The sequence below is a fragment of the Barnesiella intestinihominis YIT 11860 genome (assembly GCF_000296465.1).
Classification (GTDB): Bacteria; Bacteroidota; Bacteroidia; order Bacteroidales; family Barnesiellaceae; genus Barnesiella; species Barnesiella intestinihominis.
The window spans coordinates 1-19,609 of the sequence record NZ_JH815205.1 but is presented as its reverse complement, the minus strand read 5'-3'; the positions used below and the strand labels follow the sequence as shown (position 1 = coordinate 19,609).

16 protein-coding genes are annotated in these 19,609 nt (G+C 43.6%); 8 read left to right on the top strand and 8 right to left on the bottom strand.

Translation table 11 applies throughout. The annotated features are described in order from the left end of the window. Nucleotides 1-50: 50 nt before the first annotated feature. The 7 genes from HMPREF9448_RS08880 to HMPREF9448_RS08850 all read right to left on the bottom strand — a co-directional run bounded on the left by HMPREF9448_RS08880 (nt 51) and on the right by HMPREF9448_RS08850 (nt 7,301). Nucleotides 51-557, bottom strand: a complete 507-nt coding sequence (locus HMPREF9448_RS08880) for a nitroreductase family protein (protein ID WP_008862275.1) — start codon at nt 555-557, stop codon at nt 51-53. A 46-nt stretch (nt 558-603) separates the two neighbouring features. Then, complete coding sequence (gene folK, locus HMPREF9448_RS14250; protein ID WP_008862274.1) at nt 604-984, bottom strand: 2-amino-4-hydroxy-6-hydroxymethyldihydropteridine diphosphokinase; 381 nt, start codon at nt 982-984, stop codon at nt 604-606. Further along, the gene (locus HMPREF9448_RS08870; RefSeq protein WP_008862273.1) at nt 981-3,110 is read right to left on the bottom strand and encodes a Tex family protein; all 2,130 of its coding nucleotides are present in this window, start codon (nt 3,108-3,110) and stop codon (nt 981-983) included. The genes folK and HMPREF9448_RS08870 overlap by 4 nt, the downstream gene beginning before the upstream one ends. Further along, a complete protein-coding gene (locus HMPREF9448_RS08865) occupies nt 3,107-4,297 on the bottom strand; it encodes a metallophosphoesterase (RefSeq protein WP_008862272.1) in 1,191 nt (396 codons plus the stop codon). Before HMPREF9448_RS08865 ends, HMPREF9448_RS08870 begins: the two co-directional genes overlap by 4 nt. Nucleotides 4,298-4,375: 78 nt before the next feature. Further along, nucleotides 4,376-5,539: a hypothetical protein gene (locus HMPREF9448_RS08860; protein WP_008862271.1), complete on the bottom strand. Its 1,164-nt coding sequence runs from the start codon at nt 5,537-5,539 to the stop codon at nt 4,376-4,378. A 52-nt stretch (nt 5,540-5,591) separates the two neighbouring features. Next, nucleotides 5,592-6,653, bottom strand: coding sequence for an RluA family pseudouridine synthase (locus HMPREF9448_RS08855; RefSeq protein WP_008862270.1), 1,062 nt, complete (start codon nt 6,651-6,653; stop codon nt 5,592-5,594). Between the two features lie 15 nt (nt 6,654-6,668). Continuing rightward, nucleotides 6,669-7,301 (bottom strand): PASTA domain-containing protein, encoded by a 633-nt coding sequence (locus HMPREF9448_RS08850; protein ID WP_008862269.1) that lies wholly within the window; start codon nt 7,299-7,301, stop codon nt 6,669-6,671. 260 nt (nt 7,302-7,561) lie between these two features. Here HMPREF9448_RS08850 and HMPREF9448_RS08845 point away from each other — a divergent pair, with 260 nt between their 5' ends. From HMPREF9448_RS08845 to HMPREF9448_RS14240, 8 genes are all read left to right on the top strand, one after another. Continuing rightward, nucleotides 7,562-8,455 (top strand): GumC domain-containing protein, encoded by an 894-nt coding sequence (locus HMPREF9448_RS08845; RefSeq protein ID WP_008862267.1) that lies wholly within the window; start codon nt 7,562-7,564, stop codon nt 8,453-8,455. Nucleotides 8,456-8,500: 45 nt separating this feature from the next. Then, nucleotides 8,501-8,629 carry a hypothetical protein gene (locus tag HMPREF9448_RS14920; RefSeq protein WP_262483662.1) on the top strand — a complete coding sequence of 43 codons (129 nt, stop codon included), beginning with the start codon at nt 8,501-8,503 and terminating at the stop codon, nt 8,627-8,629. A 709-nt stretch (nt 8,630-9,338) separates the two neighbouring features. Then, nucleotides 9,339-10,793 (top strand): TolC family protein, encoded by a 1,455-nt coding sequence (locus tag HMPREF9448_RS08840; RefSeq protein WP_008862265.1) that lies wholly within the window; start codon nt 9,339-9,341, stop codon nt 10,791-10,793. Nucleotides 10,794-10,830: 37 nt separating this feature from the next. Then, nucleotides 10,831-11,835: an HlyD family secretion protein gene (locus HMPREF9448_RS08835; RefSeq protein WP_008862264.1), complete on the top strand. Its 1,005-nt coding sequence runs from the start codon at nt 10,831-10,833 to the stop codon at nt 11,833-11,835. 32 nt (nt 11,836-11,867) lie between these two features. Beyond that, nucleotides 11,868-13,049, top strand: a complete 1,182-nt coding sequence (locus HMPREF9448_RS08830) for an ABC transporter permease (protein WP_008862263.1) — start codon at nt 11,868-11,870, stop codon at nt 13,047-13,049. Nucleotides 13,050-13,066: 17 nt separating this feature from the next. Continuing rightward, nucleotides 13,067-14,293, top strand: coding sequence for an ABC transporter permease (locus tag HMPREF9448_RS08825; protein ID WP_008862262.1), 1,227 nt, complete (start codon nt 13,067-13,069; stop codon nt 14,291-14,293). A gap of 152 nt (nt 14,294-14,445) precedes the next feature. Beyond that, nucleotides 14,446-16,503, top strand: coding sequence for an HNH endonuclease signature motif containing protein (locus HMPREF9448_RS14245; RefSeq protein WP_008862261.1), 2,058 nt, complete (start codon nt 14,446-14,448; stop codon nt 16,501-16,503). A 17-nt stretch (nt 16,504-16,520) separates the two neighbouring features. Continuing rightward, nucleotides 16,521-19,370: an endonuclease gene (locus HMPREF9448_RS14240; RefSeq protein WP_008862260.1), complete on the top strand. Its 2,850-nt coding sequence runs from the start codon at nt 16,521-16,523 to the stop codon at nt 19,368-19,370. Between the two features lie 42 nt (nt 19,371-19,412). Here the strand turns inward: HMPREF9448_RS14240 and HMPREF9448_RS14840 are convergent. Continuing rightward, nucleotides 19,413-19,609 (bottom strand): hypothetical protein (locus HMPREF9448_RS14840; RefSeq protein ID WP_232297242.1); only part of this gene is annotated, 197 nt, incomplete at its 5' end.

Below are 19,609 nucleotides of genomic sequence, written 5' to 3'. Positions count from 1 at the left end.
TGATTGTGGTGTATGACTAATGATAGCGGTTGTTTGGGCTTTACGTCGGGTTATTCTCTGGGTATGCCCAATGTGAGTGCACAAACGACAAACGTACCTTCGGGTAATTTTAGAATTTCGGCTATTTTCTCCGGATTGGCTGTACGAGCATAACCTACGCAGCAGCTACCGAGTCCGGCGGCTTGGGCTGCTACTACCGCATTCTGCATGGCTAGGGCTGCATCGATGATTCCTACCATAACGCCGTCGAGCGTATTCTCGAAATGAGGATTGTCGATTCTCTTTTTTTGTGCCAAGATGTCAATTTTATGATAGTCGGCGCAGAATACCAGTAAAGTGGCGCAAGTTTTAATTTGTTTTTGGTTTGTAATGGCGTAGAGCTCTTCTTTAATGGATTGATCGTCGATAGCTATTACCGAGAATTGTTGCCCGTTGTAACTTGTCGGGGTATTCGCGATGGCTCGATAGATGAAATCGAGTGTCTCGGACGGTATCTTATCGTATTCGTAGCGACGGACCGATGTGCGGTTCAGTAAAGTTTCTTCGATTGTTTTCATAATGAATGATATTTTGAGTTAAACGATTAAGTGTATAGAAAGGTTTTCAAGTCATTTGTTCCAGTTCTTTAAGTCCTGTCTGGAAGTAATCTTGTTTCCAGTCCTGAGGACGGATTATTTCTCCGTTCCAGACAACGATGTCGATGTCTAATGGAATTTTACCGGAAAGTTTCGATTCGGGGGTACGGCCGTGTGCCTTCTCCATCGTTTTTAAGACATTATGTAGTTCTTGATGGTCAGTATCGGTGAATATTTTAACTACGGCATTGAGGTAGTTGGGGCTTTTTATGCTTCCGCAAGCTACCGTTTCATAAATAGAAGAAGATGCGGCAACGAGTCCCATTTCCTGTAATTCGGCAAATGCGTTATTCATTTGTCGCAGTTTGTCGGGCGTGTTTGAGGCTAGGCTGATCAAAACTGTATTCATGACACATCTTTTAGGGAGAGTTGTATACGTTTCCGTTCTCGGTCGATACCGATGACACGGACTTTAACCGGTTGGTGCATAGAGACGATTTCGGCCGGATTGGAGATATATCGGTCGGCCATTTGCGAGATATGTACCAATCCGTTTTCTTTGATACCGATGTCGACGAAACAGCCGAATTGGGTAATGTTGGTGACTATACCGTTGAGAATCATTCCTTCTTGTAAGTCGTCTATCGTTTTGACTTTGGCATCGAATTCCATCATTTCGATATAACGGCGGGGGTCCCGGCCGGGCTTGTCGAGTTCGGCTATAATGTCGGATAAAGTGGGCATACCCACATCGCCGGATATGTAGTTTTTGAGGTCGAGCTGTTTTTTCAGCTCTTTGTTTTCTATCAGATCGCTTACGGTGCAGTTTAGATCGTCCGCCATTTTTTCTACGATGGGATATCGTTCTGGGTGGACGGCAGAATTGTCGAGCGGATTTTGTGCATGGGGAATACGAAGGAACCCGGCGGCTTGTTCGAACGCTTTGGCTCCCATGCGGGGTACTTTGAGCAAGTCGGTTCTTCGGGCGAAGTCTCCGTTCTCTTTGCGATAATCGACTATGTTTTGAGCGAGTTGAGGGCCTAATCCCGATATATAAGTGAGTAGGTGCTTGCTGGCGGTGTTTACGTTTACTCCCACGGAGTTTACACAAAACTCAATCGTTCGGTCGAGCGATTTTTTCAGTTTGGTTTGGTCGACATCGTGTTGATATTGTCCTACCCCGATAGATTTCGGGTCGATTTTGACTAACTCGGCTAACGGATCTATGAGTCTGCGACCGATAGATACAGCACCACGTACCGTCACATCGTGTTCGGGAAATTCTTCCCGAGCTACTTTTGAGGCGGAATAGATAGATGCGCCGCTTTCGCTGACGACGAAGACCTGTATCTTGCGGTCGTAACGGAGGTTTGTGACGAATTGTTCCGTTTCCCGTCCGGCAGTTCCGTTTCCGATGGCGATAGCTTCGATTTTGTAGCTTTCTACCAGCTGTGTGAGTTTGCGTGCAGCTCCTACCGAATCTTGACGAGGCGGGTGAGGGTATATGGTTTCGTTGTGTAGTAGATTTCCCTGAGCGTCGAGACAAACTACTTTACAGCCGGTCCGGAATCCCGGGTCTATCGCCAATACTCGTTTTTGTCCTAATGGTGGTGCTAAAAGTAATTGTCGCACGTTTTCCGCAAAAATTCGGATAGCTTCGTTGTCTGCCTTTTCTTTTGAGGCGGCGGCGAATTCACTTTCTATGGAAGGGCGCAGAAGTCTTTTATAACTATCTTTTATCGCTTTGTCGACAAGGTTCGACGTTTCTCCTGAGCCTTTGATAAATATTTGTTGTAACCGTTCTATCGCTGTATCGTCGTCGGGGGTAATAGAAACTCTGAGAATACCTTCATTTTCTCCTCGTCTCACCGCTAAGATTTTATGGGAAGCACAACGTCGTAACGGTTCGCTCCATTCGAAGTAATCGCGGTATTTATCGCCTTCGATTTCTTTCCCTTTAATGACTTTTGCATGGACGACAGCGCTGTGCTCGAAACAACGCCGAATGGTATTTCTGGCTCGTTCGTTCTCGGAGACCCATTCGGCGATAATGTCGCAAGCTCCTTCGACCGCTGTTTGCTCATCGGGGATTTCGGGAGTAACGAATCGGGCGGCACTCGTTTTTATCTTTTCGCTTTTTTGCGCCATGATGATTTTGGCGAGGGGCTCTAATCCGTGTTCCCGGGCTATCTCTGCACGGGTTCTTCTACGGGGTTTATAGGGTAGGTATATATCTTCGAGCTCGGTAATGTCCCAACAAGAATCTATGCGTTGTTTCAACTCTTCCGACAACTTTCCTTGTTCCTCGATTGTCGAAATGATAAATTTTTTTCGTTTTTCGGTTTCGCATAGTTTATTGTATGCTTCCTTGATATTACCTATTTGTACCTCGTCGAGGGAACCGGTAGCCTCTTTGCGGTAACGGCTGATGAAAGGAATAGTGGCTCCGCTGTCGAGCAGTTCGATTGTTTTTTCGATTTGTTTCTCGGCAAAACCCAGTGATTGTGACAGGAGCTTGTATATCGATGTATTCATGATTCTTTCTTTAATGTTATAATCGTGATTTCGGGGCGGGCGCCGATTCGCATGGGAAGGAATACACAACCGATACCTTCATTGACGTATAACATTTGATGTTTATCGGGGGCGGTATATAGACCGCTCCATTCGGGATACAAGGGTTCGGCAAAAGAATATTCGAATCCTTCCCAGCCTAATTTCAGCTGCATGGCGTGGGTGTGTCCCGATAAAGTGAGGTCGATGTTTGAGTGTGGAATAACTTCGTGTTTCCAATGCAGCGGGTTGTGAGAGAGCAGTATTTTGAAAACCGAATCGTTCAACGAGGAATATGCCTGATCCAATTTCCCGTATTGCGGGAAAGGTGGAAGTCCCCAATTTTCAACACCGATAAGGGCGATGCTGTCGTTTCCCCGGTGAAGAAATACCGAACGATTGTTCAACATCGTCCAACCCATTTTTTCCTCGTTGACGATGAGAGAACGGAGTGTTTGTTCTTTTTCTTCGGGGTTTTCCCAATGGAAATAGTCGCCGTAATCGTGATTCCCCAAGATAGAATATACTCCATCGGGCGCAGAGAGACGGGAAAGTTCGTTCATGTAAGGAGGCAGTTCGTTTCCTCGGCGGTTGACGAGGTCTCCCGTAAAAACGATAAGGTCGGGGTGTAGTTGATTAATGCGGTTTATCCATCGGGGCAAGTAATTGGCTGCGGAGCCCAAAGTTTCGAGGTGAAGGTCGGAGAATTGGACGATGCGGTATCCGTCGAAGTCTTCCGGCAAATTGGGAAAAGAGATTGTCCTGTAATTATATATGGGGTGTTGTCGGGCATAGAATGCGCCGTAGAGCATGGACCCGATGACATACAGGGCTAATGCCGTACCGATCATGTGACCCCATTTCCCTTTCTTCCTTTTCCATAGACGGGGGACGTAATCGAATAGAGAAAATATGGAGTAAAACCATTTGGGCATGTAGACCAAGAAGAAAATATAGAATATCCACATGGAGATATTTATATCGAGCTTCCCCGGAAAAGCGAATAGCCCCGTCACCCCTATACACACGAGAAGGAGAGTGACTAAGGAAAGGCCCCACCAAAGAATTTTTATCCATTTAGATTTATGACGAAAGTTGCGTCGAAAGATATAGAAATCGGCCGATAGAGCCAACAGTGGAAGTAAAATGAGAAGAAGGGGTAACCGCATATAATTTTATCGAATGTTGAGAAGGAAACGATGAGTGTTTTCAACGCAACACTCATCGTTTCCTTATTGTGTTGTCATTCAGGCTTCTTGCCCTAATGCTATCAATTGATTTTTCAACGGATTGGCATACATGGAGAGAATGCGCTCTTTCAGGAAGTCTTTGTCTTTACTCGTTACGTCGGGGATTTTTGCCAATTGTGAGTTCAGGTAATTGGCAAAAGTGGTTTGGTCTTTATTTGTGTAACGGTCGGCGAAACGTTTCTGTCCGTCGAGAATATCGTAAGCGATATAATTACCGGGATATATTTTATAATTGGTATGAATGGCCTTGTCTATTACTTTGAGTATGTTGGCCAGTAATTCCGATTTTTCGTCGATTGCCGATAATTTGTCGAGTTCGTCGTTGATGCACGGGGATATTTGAAAATGTACACGCCCCTTGAAGCCGAGTAGACCTATTTCCATGCTGTGCAAATCGTCTCTTTGGGATTTTTTAAAATCGGGATTGTCTCGTTTGAGCAGGAACTCGTGTGCTTTGAGATAGTCGCAGGGATCATATTCGTAGGATATGGAGACCGGAACAATGTTTATTTCTTTCAAATTATTGATGAGGTCTCCCTCTCCGGATATGCCTAACATTTTAATGAGAGATTCTTGTGTGCGGTCGTCGGAATCTTTCGAACGGCCTTCCCGTTGGGCTATCCATACCGATTCGTTTTTTTTCGTTATAGCGAAATGTATGTATCCCGATAGCTGTCGGGCGGCATCGAGCATTTGGCGCACGCCTACGTCTCGTTTGACGATAAAACTCTTGTTGAGCCGAACTAAATCGGATATCCAGTCGTATATGAGCAGATTGTTTCCGATGGCTATTTCACTGGTTTTTATTCCGTTTCGAATGAGTAGCAGATTGAGTAGAGAGGCATCGAGCACAATGTCGCGATGGTTGGACATGAATGTGTAGCTTTTTGCCTTATCGAGTACATCGAGATTGTTCCCGGTAAGTCCTTTGGTGGTTTTCTGAGTTAGCCCTTCTAGGAAAGAGCGCATAACCAGTAATTGAAAGTCTTTTTTGTTGTCGATAGTCAACAATTCTTGGCAGAATAGTTCGTAGTTAATGTCGCGGAGTACGTAACGAACAGCGTGCTCGAATCCGGGTTCTGTAACCAGAACTTTCATTTTGTCGTGAAATTCACTGTCGTAAAAAGGTCGAATATCGTCAAATTCTTTTGGGCATTCCATAACATTAATATTTTTAAGGTATAGAACCGTCTATTGTTTTTATTCTTATGTTTTATATATCTCGATTGGCCGTATAATTACGCCATTTGTCAAACAGCAAGGTCATATCTTGCGGTATGGGGGAATCGAAAAACATCTCTTCTCCTGTTACGGGGTGTTTGAATCCGAGTGTCTTGGCGTGTAGGGCTTGCCGGGGGCAAATTTCAAAGCAGTTTTGTACAAATTGTTTATATTTGGTAAAAGTCGTCCCTTTGAGAATTTGGTCTCCCCCGTAACGTTCGTCGTTAAAAAGAGTGTGTCCGATATGTTTCATGTGTACCCTGATTTGGTGTGTCCGCCCAGTTTCGAGTTTACACTCGACGATAGAAACATATCCCAATCTTTCTAAGGTTTTATAATGAGTTACTGCATGTTTGCCGAAGTCTCCCTCGGGAAATACGGTCATTTGTAATCTGTCTTTGAGGCTACGACCGATATTTCCGGTTATCGTTCCTTCGTCTTTTTCCATAATACCCCATACCAAAGCTACGTATTGCCTTTGGGTAGTTTTATTGAAAAACTGTAAACCCAAGTTTGTTTTGGCTTCGGGAGTCTTGGCTATGACTAATAATCCGGAAGTGTCTTTGTCGATACGGTGTACCAATCCCAAACGGGGGTCGCTTACATCATAGTCGGGGGTATCCCGGAAATAGTACGCCAGTGCGTTTACCAGTGTCCCGCTATAATTCCCGTGTCCGGGGTGTACGACCAATCCTGCCGGTTTGTTGACAACCAAGACGGTTTTGTCTTCGTATACGACATCGAGCGGTATGTCTTGGGGTATGATCTCGAATTCGTATCTGGGTCGATCCATGACGACAGACACGACATCGAGCGGCTTTACGCGATAGTTCGACTTGACCGCTTTCCCGTTTACGAGAATACAGCCGGCTTCGGCTGCCTGTTGTACCCGGTTACGGGAAGAACTTTCGAGACGTGCTACGAGAAATTTATCTACTCGTAATAGATTTTGTCCTTTGTCTGCCACGAACCGGAAGTGTTCATACAATTCCCGCTCACCTTCTTCTGCGATGATTTTGTCATCGGCTTCTATGTCTTCGTCGCAAGTGTTCATTGCATTCGAGATTGTTTAGTTAAACCAACTTTCATCGGTGAGAGGTGCTTCTTTCGCATTTTGTGGAATCTCGTCGATCGTCGAGTCGGGATATTCTTCGGGTATGCCGTCTCCCACAAGTAGAGTTAAGGAACTTCCCGCAGGAATTTTATCTCCTTGTTCGAGGTTTTCGCCTTTGTATTGTATACCGATAACGAGATCGGGGTATTCCGATGGTACATTTTGTGTTTTAATATCTGTCAACCCTACACTTTCTAAGGTGGAAAGAGCTTGGCGAAGCGACATATCGGAGACTTTTGGACAAGAAATCATTCTGGGGGAGTAAGCGTTGATCGATAGATAAATAATTCGACCGTCTTTTACTTTGCTTCCACCAGCAGGGGTCTGTTCGATGACACTGCCCGGAACCGCACCGTCGATAAACAGAGAGTCTATTATGTCGTACCGAAATCCTTCCCGATCGAGTATGCGTAGAGCATCGGGTAAAATCATTGTTTTGACCTCGGGGACAATGACCGCTTTCCCGTGCCGTGTATATAGCTTTAACCCGTATAGAGTGAGTGCTATCAGCAGAAAAAAAACGATAATCATCAATACTAACGTTTTGATTATCGGGTGCTTTTTGAAAAAATCAATTATTTTTCCCATAATCGCTTAGGTGCATAACTTATCTAAGATTTCACAAAGATAGGGAAAATAGCTTGCAACGGTGTTAACTTAATTATTTTTATGACAAAAAGATTTTGTCCTTCCAATATTTCTTTGGTGAAATGAAGAGCTGCATGATTCCTTTTTCGAATTTGAGGAAGAATATAATTTAACATTTATAACTTAAATAATCTGTCTGTTCTTGATTGATATTCGATAATGATTTACTTTTGCAAGAAAAAAATAAGCTTCTGTATATTATGAAAAGGAGTAATTTGGTATGGGTTGTTATCGCTGTTCTGGTCGTCGCATTGTTGGGAACCGGGATTTTCATATACATGCAACATAAAGAAATGTCCGATTTCAAGGAGCAAGTGGAGATCGACAAACAGCGGAGCGAGCTTGAAAAAGAATATAGCGATTTGGCTGCCCAATACGATCAGTTCGAGGGGCAGAAGATGATGTTCAATAACGACTCGTTGATCGAAAAGCTCGATGCCGAGAAGGTGAAAGTTCAACGATTGTTGGAAGAGTTGCGGACTGTGAAAAATACGAGCTCGGCTCGTATCGAGGAATTAAAGCGGGAGTTGACTACGTTGCGGGGAATTATGCGTCATTATGTGATGCAAATCGATTCGTTGAATGTCGCCAATAAGCAGTTACGGGAAGAGAATGCGAAGGTGACCCGGCGGTATAGAGAGGTAGCGCAAACAGCAAGTCAATTGAAACAAGAACGAGAGGAATTGACCGAAAAGGTAACATTAGCGGCAAAACTCGATGCCGTAGGTATTGTGGTGACTCCGATAGATTCGAGAGGAAAGACTGCAAAAAAAATTAAAAAAACCGATAAAATAAAGATAACATTCTCCATAGCCAAAAATGTAACGGCCGAAGTCGGTGAGAAATATATTTATGCCCGTATTGTAAAACCCGATGGAGATGTATTGGTGAAGGATAGGGCCGATGTATTTCCTTTTGAAGATCGTGAAATAAATTATTCTTGCCGAAAATTGATTGAATATACAGGTGAAGAATTGAATGACGTGACAATGTATTGGGCCGTGGAAGAATTTTTATATCCCGGGGAATATCGCGTGGATATCTTTGCCGATAACTATAAGATAGGGACTCGTTCGTTCACTTTGAAACAATAGCTTCCGCCTCTGTATTTGTTTGGAGAATCGGGCCGATGTGAAAGTATGGGTAAAGCTCTTCCCGATTTTATCGATATTTTGGCTTTGTCGATAATTTGTGGGGAGGCAGACTTGAATTTTAGCGATGAATCTCTTGTCGATAAGTGTATTCCTGTCTTCTTGGTGAATGGTTAAAAAGCGGCCGAATAGATTCTTGAAAAATTTAACCCCTCCGTCACTACGTGCCACCTCCCCTATATTTTGTCGTGCAAAACACCCCGCAATGCTGCGGGGCACGGCAGAGGAGTTTAAAAGTAACCCTCTATTCATTTGTGAAGTGCCCCCAAAAAGTTGAACAAGTTTAACCTAACCGGAAACATTTCACTTCATAGTTAGTACCAGATTATTCAACTCCTCTCCTCTATTGAAATCTCCGAAGTGAGTTTTAGCCCTCTCCCCCTGTGTCGCGCAGCAATAGGGGAAGTGCCCGCAGGGCGAGGGGGTTGAAAAAATCATATAATCTTTGATTGAGGGGTTAGAGGTATAAAAGGAGAAAATGTCGACTCAGTCGATATTTTGCGTAGAGAGATGATTCTTCTATGTATCTTATGAAGCATATTTTCGGTAGCATTCTATCGTTTGGTTATTGAGTTTTTTTCGTTCATGAAAAATGCTTTCGAAAATAGCTTTCGAATACAGCGTGGAAAAATTCAAAGCCGATTCTTAAAAAATAGTAAAAATAGAAAACTAAAATCTTTAAATATTTGTTTAATGCTAAACTCGGCGTATTTTTGCGGTGTAATGCCGGGTGCATTATTTTTTTAAGAAATAAAATTGTTTATGCAACTATAAGCAAAACAAGTATTAGTTCCGTTAAAGAAAAGTAAGAGATAAATAGAAGCGTATGAAAATAAATGGAAGCATATGGGCAGGGAGGGCATTGTTAGCAGCCTTCTTGTTATCTTTTCTGATGGGTTCGGCACAACAACCGGTTTCGCTCGATTCTTGCCGACAGATGGCATTAAAGAATAATAAGCAACTACGTATAGCCGAAGAAAAGGTGAAAGGGGCAGGCTATACAAAAAAATCGGCTAGGGGAGCTTATTTCCCGGGAATAGATTTTACCGGGTCTTATATGTATAATCAAAAGTCGATATCGCTTTTGGAGTCCGACCAATATTTGCCTACAAAGACATTCGATTTAGCCAGTCAAGAATACAAGTATAATGTGGTAACTAACCCGGCGACCGGGCAACCTATATTGAACAACGGGCAGCCTATACCGTCGACCGTCGCCATGATCCCGAAGGAGGCTTTCGAGTTCGATGTACATAATGTGTATGCCGGGTTGGTGACACTGACGCAACCTATTTTTATGGGGGGTAAGATAAAGGCATTGAACGATATTGCCGGATATGCCGAGAAGTTGGCGGTGTCGCAGAAGAATACGGCCGAGAAGGAAATTATTTATCAGACAGATGAGGCTTATTGGCAAGTGGTCTCTCTCGTTCATAAGAGAAAACTGGCCGAGAGTTATACGGCTTTACTCGATACGTTGAACCGGCATGTACAAGAGATGATAGCCGAAGGAGTTGCGACTCAGTCGGACGGATTGACCGTAGCCGTGAAGTTGAATGCTGCTCAGATAACCCTTGCTAAGGTCGATAACGGATTGGCTTTGTCGCGTATGGCTTTGTCTCAAATCTGCGGGTTGCCGGTCAATTCTATATTTACGCTTGAAGATGAATCGTTGGAGCGTGTAGCTCCGCAGGAGACTCCGTTGTCGTATAATATGGAGGAGGTTTTTAAAAATCGGAATGAAGTGTTGAGTCTTAATTATGCGGCGAAAATCTATGAAAAGAAGAAAAACTTGGCTCTTTCCGATATGTTACCCAAGTTGGCTTTGGTAGGGACTTATTCTTTTACCAATCCCAACGTATTTAACGGATTTAAAAACGAGTTCGACGGTATGTTCAGCGTGGGAGTAATGCTCAATATTCCAATCCTTCATTGGGGAAAGAACTACAATAAGATTCGTGCCGCTAAGAGTGAAGCGGTTGTTGCCAAGTTGGAATTGGCCGACGTGAAAGAAAAGATAGAATTGCAGGTAAGTCAAGCGGCTTTTAAAACTTCTGAGGCTTATAGAACTTATAAAATGGCTGTGAAAAATTTGGAGAAAGCCGATGAAAATTTGAGGAATGCGCAACTTGGATTTCAAGAGGGAGTACTTACGACGACAAATGTTCTTGAAGCTCAAACAGCATGGCTCGAAGCCCAATCGGAAAAAATAGATGCCGAAATCGATACCCGGCTTTGCGAGGTTTATTTGGCTAAGGCTTTGGGTACTATGAAATATTGAAAATAGAAAATATAAAAAATAGCAAAACAGATTTACAATGGAAAATCTAAGAGAAAAGAAAGAGCGCAGTTTGGTCGTAGGCCTCATTGCTTTGATTGTCATTATAGTTGTTTTGGCCTTGATCGGATTATTTTTGCTTAAACCGGAGCCCCAAATTATTCAAGGGCAGGCCGAAGCGACACAAGTACGGGTTTCAGGAAAGTTGCCCGGCCGAGTGGTCGAATTCATGGTAGAGGAGGGACAGCATGTTCTGGCGGGGGATACATTGGTACATATTCATTCTTCGTTGGTAGAGGCGAAACTCTCACAGGCCGAGGCTATGGAAACCGTAGCTAAGGCTCAGAATAAAAAGGTGGACAGTGGTACGCGTGTGGAACTGTTGAATTCTGCTTATGATATGTGGCAACAGGCTCAAGCCGGCTTAACGATCGCCAAGAAGACGTATGAGCGTATGCAGTCGTTGTATAAGAAAGGAGTAGTTTCGGAACAAAAACGCGATGAAGCCGAGGCTGCTTATAAAGCAATGGTCGCTACTGAAAGTGCGGCTAAATCGCAATATGAAATGGCAAAGGCCGGTGCGCAGGCCGAGGATAAGGCTGCCGCTGCCGCTATGGTCGCCGCCGCACAAGGTAGTGTCGCAGAGGTCGAGTCTATTTTGTCGGATTCTTATCTGACGGCTCCTACCGACGGTGAAATTTTCGATATTTTTCCGAATGTGGGGGAATTGGTGAGTTTAGGTGCTCCGATTATGAATGTATTGAAACTCGACGATATGTGGGTTTCGTTCAATGTTCGGGAAGATTTGTTAGAAAATTTGACTATGGGAGCCGAAGTACAGGCCATAATTCCGGCATTGGAAAATAAGGAAGTGACTTTGAAAGTATTTTATATTCGGGATATGGGATCTTATGCGGTATGGCGCGCTACGAAAGTTACCGGGCAATACGATGCTAAAACTTTCCAAGTGAAAGCCCGTCCGGTCGAACCGGTCGATAATCTACGTCCGGGAATGTCGGTATTGTTGAAAAGAGATAAAAAGTAAAAAGGAAGTTCTGTAACTTCGAGAATGTCTATATGTCAGAACGAATGGAATATCAAACGGGGCTTTGGGCTACTATTGTCCGGGAATTGAAACAACTGGTTTCGCGTCCTATCTATGTACTTTGTATGGTAGGAGCGCCGCTATTCAGTTGCATATTCCTGCTTTCCTTGATGCACGAAGGGTTACCTCATAAGATTCCGGTAGCGATTGTTGATCACGATCACACCTCTACGTCTAGGAATTTTATTCAACAGCTTGGATCTCAGGAGTCGGTCGATGTTACCTATAAGTTGAATAGCTTTACCGAGGCTCGGGAGTTGATGCAGTCGGGTGATATTTTCGGATTTTTGATTATTCCTGAGGATTTTGAAGCGAAGGCTATCGCCGGTCGTCAACCCGAGATTTCTTTTTATACGAATGATGCCTATTACATTCCTGCGTCGTTGCTATATAAAAGTTTCAAAACCATGTCGGTGTTAGCTTCGGGTGCAGTCGTGCGCCAAGTGTTACTTTCTGCGGGAGCCGAGGAGTCACAGATTATGGCTAAGTTGCAGCCGATAGCGACGGATATGCATGCGTTGGGCAATCCGTGGATTAGCTATTCGGTTTATCTGAATAATTCTTTCCTTCCCGGGTTATTGCAATTGATGATTCTGTTGGTTACGGTTTTCAGTATCGGATCTGAGATGAAACGAGCCACGTCGAGAGAATGGCTGCGGACTGCCGACGATTCGATTATTATTGCTATTACAGGTAAACTCATTCCCCAAACGATCATATTTTTTTCGATGGGGCTTTTATACTTGTCGTTGCTATACGGTTATTTGCATTTCCCGATGCATAACAGCATTTGGCACATGATTTTCGCGATGTTCTTGTTGGTTGTCGCTTCACAGAGTTTTGCGGTAATTATTATGTGTTTTGCGCCTTCGTTAAGAATTGGGTTGAGTGTCGGTGGTCTGGTGGGAGTCTTGTCTCTTTCTATCGCGGGATTTTCTTTCCCTGTGCCGGCTATGTATTTGCCGTTCCAAGCTATCTCGTATGTGTTGCCTGTACGGCATTATTTTTTGATTTATGTAGATCAGGCATTGAATGGAATACCTCTTTATTATTCGCGTGTACATTATGTCGCATTGATTTTGTTTGCGGTGGCATCCACTCCGTTGTTACCCCGGTTGAAAAAGGCTTTGATGCGTCAAGTATATGTACCGTGATGTAAAAATAAAATGATATGAAATTGTTTCATTCTATAAAAATAGGTTTGTCCGACATTTATTACATTTGGCGGCGGGAATACCGTGCTGTTTTTCATGATTTGGGAATCGTGCTGTTTTTCTTTGCTTTACCATTCGCTTATCCGATTGTATATGCCGCAGTGTATAACCCTGAGGTAGTGAGGGAAGTGCCTATGGTCGTCGTGGATAATGCCCGTACCCCTTTGAGCCGGGAGCTCGCTCGTGAGATGGACGCGACACCGAATGCGCATATTGTTTCGTATTGTGCCGATATGGACGAGGCGAAGCACATGATGTATGAAAAGCGTTGTTATGGAATATTGTTTATTCCGGAAGATTTCAGTCGAAAAATAGAGCGAGGTGAACAAAGTGTCGTTTCGTTCTATTCGGATATGAGTATTCTCTTGAATTACAAAGGTTTTTTAATTGCGTTAACCGATGTGACGATGAACCTCGGAGGAAAGTTACAGACTCAGGCTTTGGGTGGAGCCACGCAGGAACAAATCAATGTAGCGACACAACCCATTCCGTATAGCTCTATTAATTTGTATAATCCAGAGTCGGGTTTGGCATCGTTTTTATTGCCTGCCATATTGGTGTTGATTTTACAGCAGAGCCTTATTTTGGGAATTGGTATGATGGCTGGGGGAATTTATGAACATCGACAGTTACACCTGTTTTACAGTGGACGAGAACATATGCACAATAATGTATTGCATTTGGTGATAGGCAAATCATTGTGCTATTTTAGCTTGTATATTTTATGTACGGCATACATATTACATTTTATTCCGTGGCTTTTTAAATATCCGCAGATAGGTAGTCAGGTAGAAATTTATTCTTTTGCCGTTCCGTTCTTGTTATCTTCTATATTTTTTGGAATGACGCTATCTATATTTGTTCGAGAACGTGAAAGTTCTTTCTTGTTGTTTGTCTTTACTTCGGTTATATTTTTGTTCATATCGGGTATTACATGGCCTCGTTATGCCATGCCGGAGTACTGGAAGTGGTTGGGTGCTCTCATTCCGTCTACTTGGGGAATAGAAGGCTTTGTACGTATGAATACGGCCGGGGCTGGTATTTATGATGTGCGTCATGCCTATACGATGTTATGGATTCTGACGGGAGTTTATTTTGTGACGACTTGCTTGGTTTATAGGTATCAGATTTGGAAAGATAAAAAACGAGGCTTTTCGGGAGTGCTCGATTCAGGGGTAGATTAAAAGAACAGGTTAGTTATATAGATAGAAGCCGACATCTTAATAGATAGTCGGCTTTGTTGTTTTTTGTGAAATCCATCGATTTTAAAACGGTTTTGATATTTTATTATTATCTTTACGTCCCTTTTCTAAAAATATAACTTAAATAATAGATAATGAGCTGTATTTCACGTAACTGTTTGTTGCTTGTCGTTTTGACTTGCTTGTTTCCGTTCTTTGTATTTGCAGAGATTCCTGCCGGATATTATGATGATGCTGTTGGAAAAAGCGGTGAGGATTTGCAAAAAAGTTTGTCTACCATCTTAAACGATGCAACCGATGTAGGTTATAATGGCTTGTGGAATCTTTATAAAACGACAGATAGACGTTCCGATGGGAAAGTGTGGGACATGTATTCCGATGTAACGAACTATACTTTTGGAACCGATCAATGTGGCACATATGGGGTTGAAGGCGATTGCTATAACAGGGAGCACTCGGTTCCTAAAAGCTGGTTTAGTGAGCAGTCGCCTATGAAGTCCGATGTGTGGCATGTCTATCCAACCGATGGAAAAATAAACGGAATGCGTAGTAATAATCCGTTTGGAGAGGTAGGCTCTGGCGCATCGAGCTCAAAAAATGGATTTTCCCAATGGGGGAAATGTGTGACTCCCGGTTATTCGGGTACGGTATTCGAGCCGAACGATGAATATAAAGGAGATTTTGCGCGTACTTATTTCTACTTTGCTACTCGGTATCAAAACCGTATAACGAATTGGGGAAGTATATTTGTTTCTAATTATCCTCATATTATCGATTGGCAACTCAATATGTTACTTCGTTGGCACGAACAAGACCCCGTTAGCCAAAAAGAATTGGATAGAAATGAAGCTGTCTATGAGTCGCGTCAAGGAAATCGGAACCCGTTTATCGATTATCCCGAATTGGTCGATCTCATCTTTGGAGACAGTCGTAATATCCCCTTTATGCCAGATGGAGGAGATGCTCCGTATATCGAGGCTCCTCGAAACGGATCGACTGTCGATATGGGAATCGCTTCGGTGAATAGTTCTTCACCGGTAACGGTTCAACTGTCTGTTAGAGGACGTAATATCGAGAGTACTGTTTCGGTTGAAGTAGGGGGTAATGATAGTGAGTGCTTTTCGGTGAATCGTCGGGAACTTACAGCCGATGAGGTTAATAATGGAACGACTGTCGAGTTAGCCTATCGTTCTTCGGTAGTAGGTTCGCACGAAGCTGTTTTGGAAATATCGGGAGGTGGGTTAAAGTCTCCGATTATCGTTAATTTGAAAGGACAGGCTATCGATGATTTTGTCGCATTGCCGGCGAAGGATATTACGAAAAATTCTTTTGTGGCGGTTTGGACTCCGAAATCGGAAGCAACCGATTATGAATTGAATGTGTGGTACGACGACTATTCGTCGAGTGCTCCTGAGAAGGACATATTGGACGTGACGTTTTCGTCGAAGCCCGATTCGTGGACCTATGAGGGATATACTGCTGTTGAATCGGGAAAATTACGATTAGGTTCAGGTAAAGATGATGGTAGCGCCATTTCTCCGGTGGTCGATTTGTCGGCAGACGATGTGTCTATAACAGTGGAGGCATCGCCTTACAAAACAACCGATAATTCGGTTTTGTACATTCTGGTAGATGATGAACCTGTCGATGAAATATCGTTACCGGAAGGGACGGTGACGAAAACAATTCCTTTCAAAGGAGGGACGAAGTCATCGAAGATTACGTTCAAAGCAGAAAAAACCCATCGTGTCTATTTGCACAGCGTTAAAGTGAAAAGCGGCGGAGGTTCTACCCCTGTTGTTTTAGATGGATATCCTCGTCGGGTAGGAGATGTAAACGAATATATGGTATCCGATTTAACTCCCGCTGTGCAGTATCATTATACGGTGACTCCTTATATCGGGGAAGAGGCTCAGTCGGAGTCTAATACGATTTCGGTCTCTACGTGGTCGGCAGCTGTCGATGATATGGAGGCAGATCGTGTTTTGATATTTACCTCTGGGAATGTGTTGCATATACTCAATGCCCCGATGAATGCTGTTGCCTCGTGGTATACGATGGACGGGCGTTTGTGTGGCTCGCGGATTTTGCATAGCGAGGAGGTCGAATGGGAGTTGCCCGAAGGAATTTATATCGTGAGGGTTGTATCTCCGTCGTTACAAAATACGGTGAGAGTGCATAGCTCGCGTTGAGATTAGAAATCTGTATTATGAGTACTATGAAAAATTGTGCCCGGATAATTTTCGGGGTATTGGGCGTTTCGTTTCTGGGATTTCGGCTTGATGCCACAGTTCCTGCGGGCTATTATTATGCGGCCGATGGAAAACATGGAGCTGAGTTGAAAACTGCATTATGCGAGATAATAAGTTCGATGCATACACTCGGTTACGGCAGTGGGGAAGATGCCACGTGGGAGGGCTTCTCCCGAACAGACCGTAAAGAAGATGGCAGTGTGTGGGACAGGTATTCCGATGAAATACGCTATTTCGATGGCTTTAATGCCGTCGGGGGCATGCATATAGAGCACTCTTTCCCGAAAAGTTGGTGGGGCGCTTATGAAAATAATGCTTATAGGGATTTGCATCATTTGTTCCCGGCAGACGGATCGGCCAATTCCGCTAAAAACAATTTGCCGTTGGGTGAGGTCACGGGAGTTTCCGGCTTTGACAATGGGATCTCGAAGGTAGGAAAGAATGGTTGGGGAGTAGATTATACCGACCGTTGCTTCGAACCTGCCGACGAGTATAAGGGCGATTTTGCTCGTGCCTATTTCTATGTCGTAACGGCCTATGAAAACTTGTGTGACTATTGGCAGTCGCCTATGCTCGATAACAATACTTATCCGGTATGGAAAGAGTGGGCGTTGGACATGCTGTTGGAGTGGCATTCGCAAGACCCTCCGTGCGAAAGAGAGTTGGCGAGGAACGATTCGGTTTATACCATACAGGGGAATCGAAATCCTTATATAGATTATCCCGATTTGGTCGAGTATATATGGGGAGCTCATCGGGAAGACCCGTTCAGGTTCCCCGCAGAGACTCTCCCTTTCTTGGCTTTGCCTCGTCGGGATCAAATCATGGATATGGGGGTGATTATGTTGGGTGATAATAAAAGCGAACAACTTGATATATTGGGAAACAACCTCACCTCTCCTTTGTCCCTCTCGTGGGCGATAGGAGGCATATTTGAACTTTCCGATTACGAAGTGTCGGCACAAGAAGTGCACGATGGTTGTACAGTTGAAATATCGTGTCGAGAGCTGAGGAAAGGAGAATATCGCGATACGGTGATTATTTCGGGAGGGGGCATTGAGACCCCGTACCGCATACCGGTACAAGTAGTTTCAGTCCCTTCGTTTATAGAAACCTCGGCATCCGATGTTACGGCCACCGAGGCTTTGATACATTGGGTTAATTACCCCGAAGCTATCGATTACCAAGTTTCTCTTTGGTCGGGGAATACCTCTGCCGGAGATTTGATTATTTCGGCTTATGTCGAGGGAGCGGGGTATAATAAAGCGATTGAAATCTATAACGGAACAGGAGTCCCGGTCGACCTTTCTGCATACAGTTTGCGAATGGAGGTTAATGGCAGTGGTTCTTTCGTGAACGATACTCCGTTAGGAACTTCTATATTAAATAACGGAGAGACCTATTTATTATTAAATTCGCTATCGACTGATGGGGAGTTAATCGCTAAGGCTTCGCAGATTATTCCCGGGGGAGAAACTTCGCCTCTCAATTTCAATGGGAATGATGCTGTTGCGCTTTGTCGCGATGGTATAATAATTGATGTGGTGGGTGTTGCCGGGGAAATAGCTTATTGGGGGCAAGATAAAACGTTGTATCGCCGATCCGAGATAACACACCCTACATCGCGATATAATGGGAAAGAGTGGATATCGTCTCCGAAAGATGATTTTTCGAGGATAGGGCTTTTTCGTATGCAGCTTGACGACAAACGGGAATATATACAGACCGATAAGTCAATCGGGCTCGTACAAAACTATCGTTTTACCGAATTGCGACCGTTGACTCGCTACACCTATCAAGTGAGCGCTGTTATACCTTCGGGTATAGTAAAGGCCGCATACAGCATGCAATTTGAGACAGATTCTCTGGCTGTGCCGCAGTTGCTCGATGCCTCGGATATAACCGATAGTACTTTCCGAATAAATTGGGAAGAAGTTCAGGGAGCCGATAATTATGAGATAATTTGTTTTACACAGACCGGTGAACAACATGTTTATACTGAGGGATTTGACGAAGTAGATTCGTCCGGAAAACCTCTGCCCGATAATTGGGAGGGAACAGCTTCCGGTAATTATACATCTGTGGCAAGTAGCGGAGTGTCGGCTCCTTCGGTCGCATTGAAAAATACGGGAGAATATTTACAGACCCCTCGGTATAACGAGGGTATAGTAAAGTTTTCGTTTATGTATCGTTTTGCATCCTCCGGGACGGGATCCTACATTGTTGTTGAGAAAGAATCGGATAATAGTTGGACAGCTATTGATACATTGCGATATGTCGATACTTCTAAGAATTATCCCGAATATACCTTTTCGATCGATGAGCAGGTAACTTCGGTAAAAGTCGTTTATGCACATAAAGAAAAAGGAAACGTAGCTGTCGATGATGCTTCGATTACTTATGGAGCTTATGTTAAGGATATTTTCTCTCAGGAAAAGGTCGGGAATATTACGACTCATGTTATAGAGGGGCTTTCTCCTCAGACAGAGTATGGCTATCAAGTCCGTTCGGTATGTAAAGATGTTGTTTCAAATTGGTCTTCGGTACAGAGAGCCGTTACGGCCGATATCTCGGCTGTTACATCTGTTCGATCATGTGATCCGCTCGTATATGTGTCGGGACGGCAAATTATAATAGCGACTCTTTGTGGTTCCGAACGAATATCGGTTTACAATCTATCTGGGCAAATGTTATATGCAGTGGCTGCTGAGGGGAAAAACCAAATAGCGATAAATGTCGATCGAGGAATTTATATAATAAAAATAGAGGCGAGGAATAAAATATTCAATAAAAAAATAATTCTGTAAAATGCAGAATATTATATGGTTATATTTTATTAAAAAAATAATTCAAAAAAACATTGAGAAAAATTTGGATTGTAAGTGGGAAAGGCAGTATCTTTGCAGCACTTTCGCAAAACGGGGAGGCTGCGGGGCCGCCGTTGGAGAGAGAAGTTCATTGAAGGAATTGAAGAAGCAAGTGTAGTACAGGAAATAAGAGAGAAAGAAGTCAATTCGGTCAGGTAACGCTTCGAAGGTATAATAAA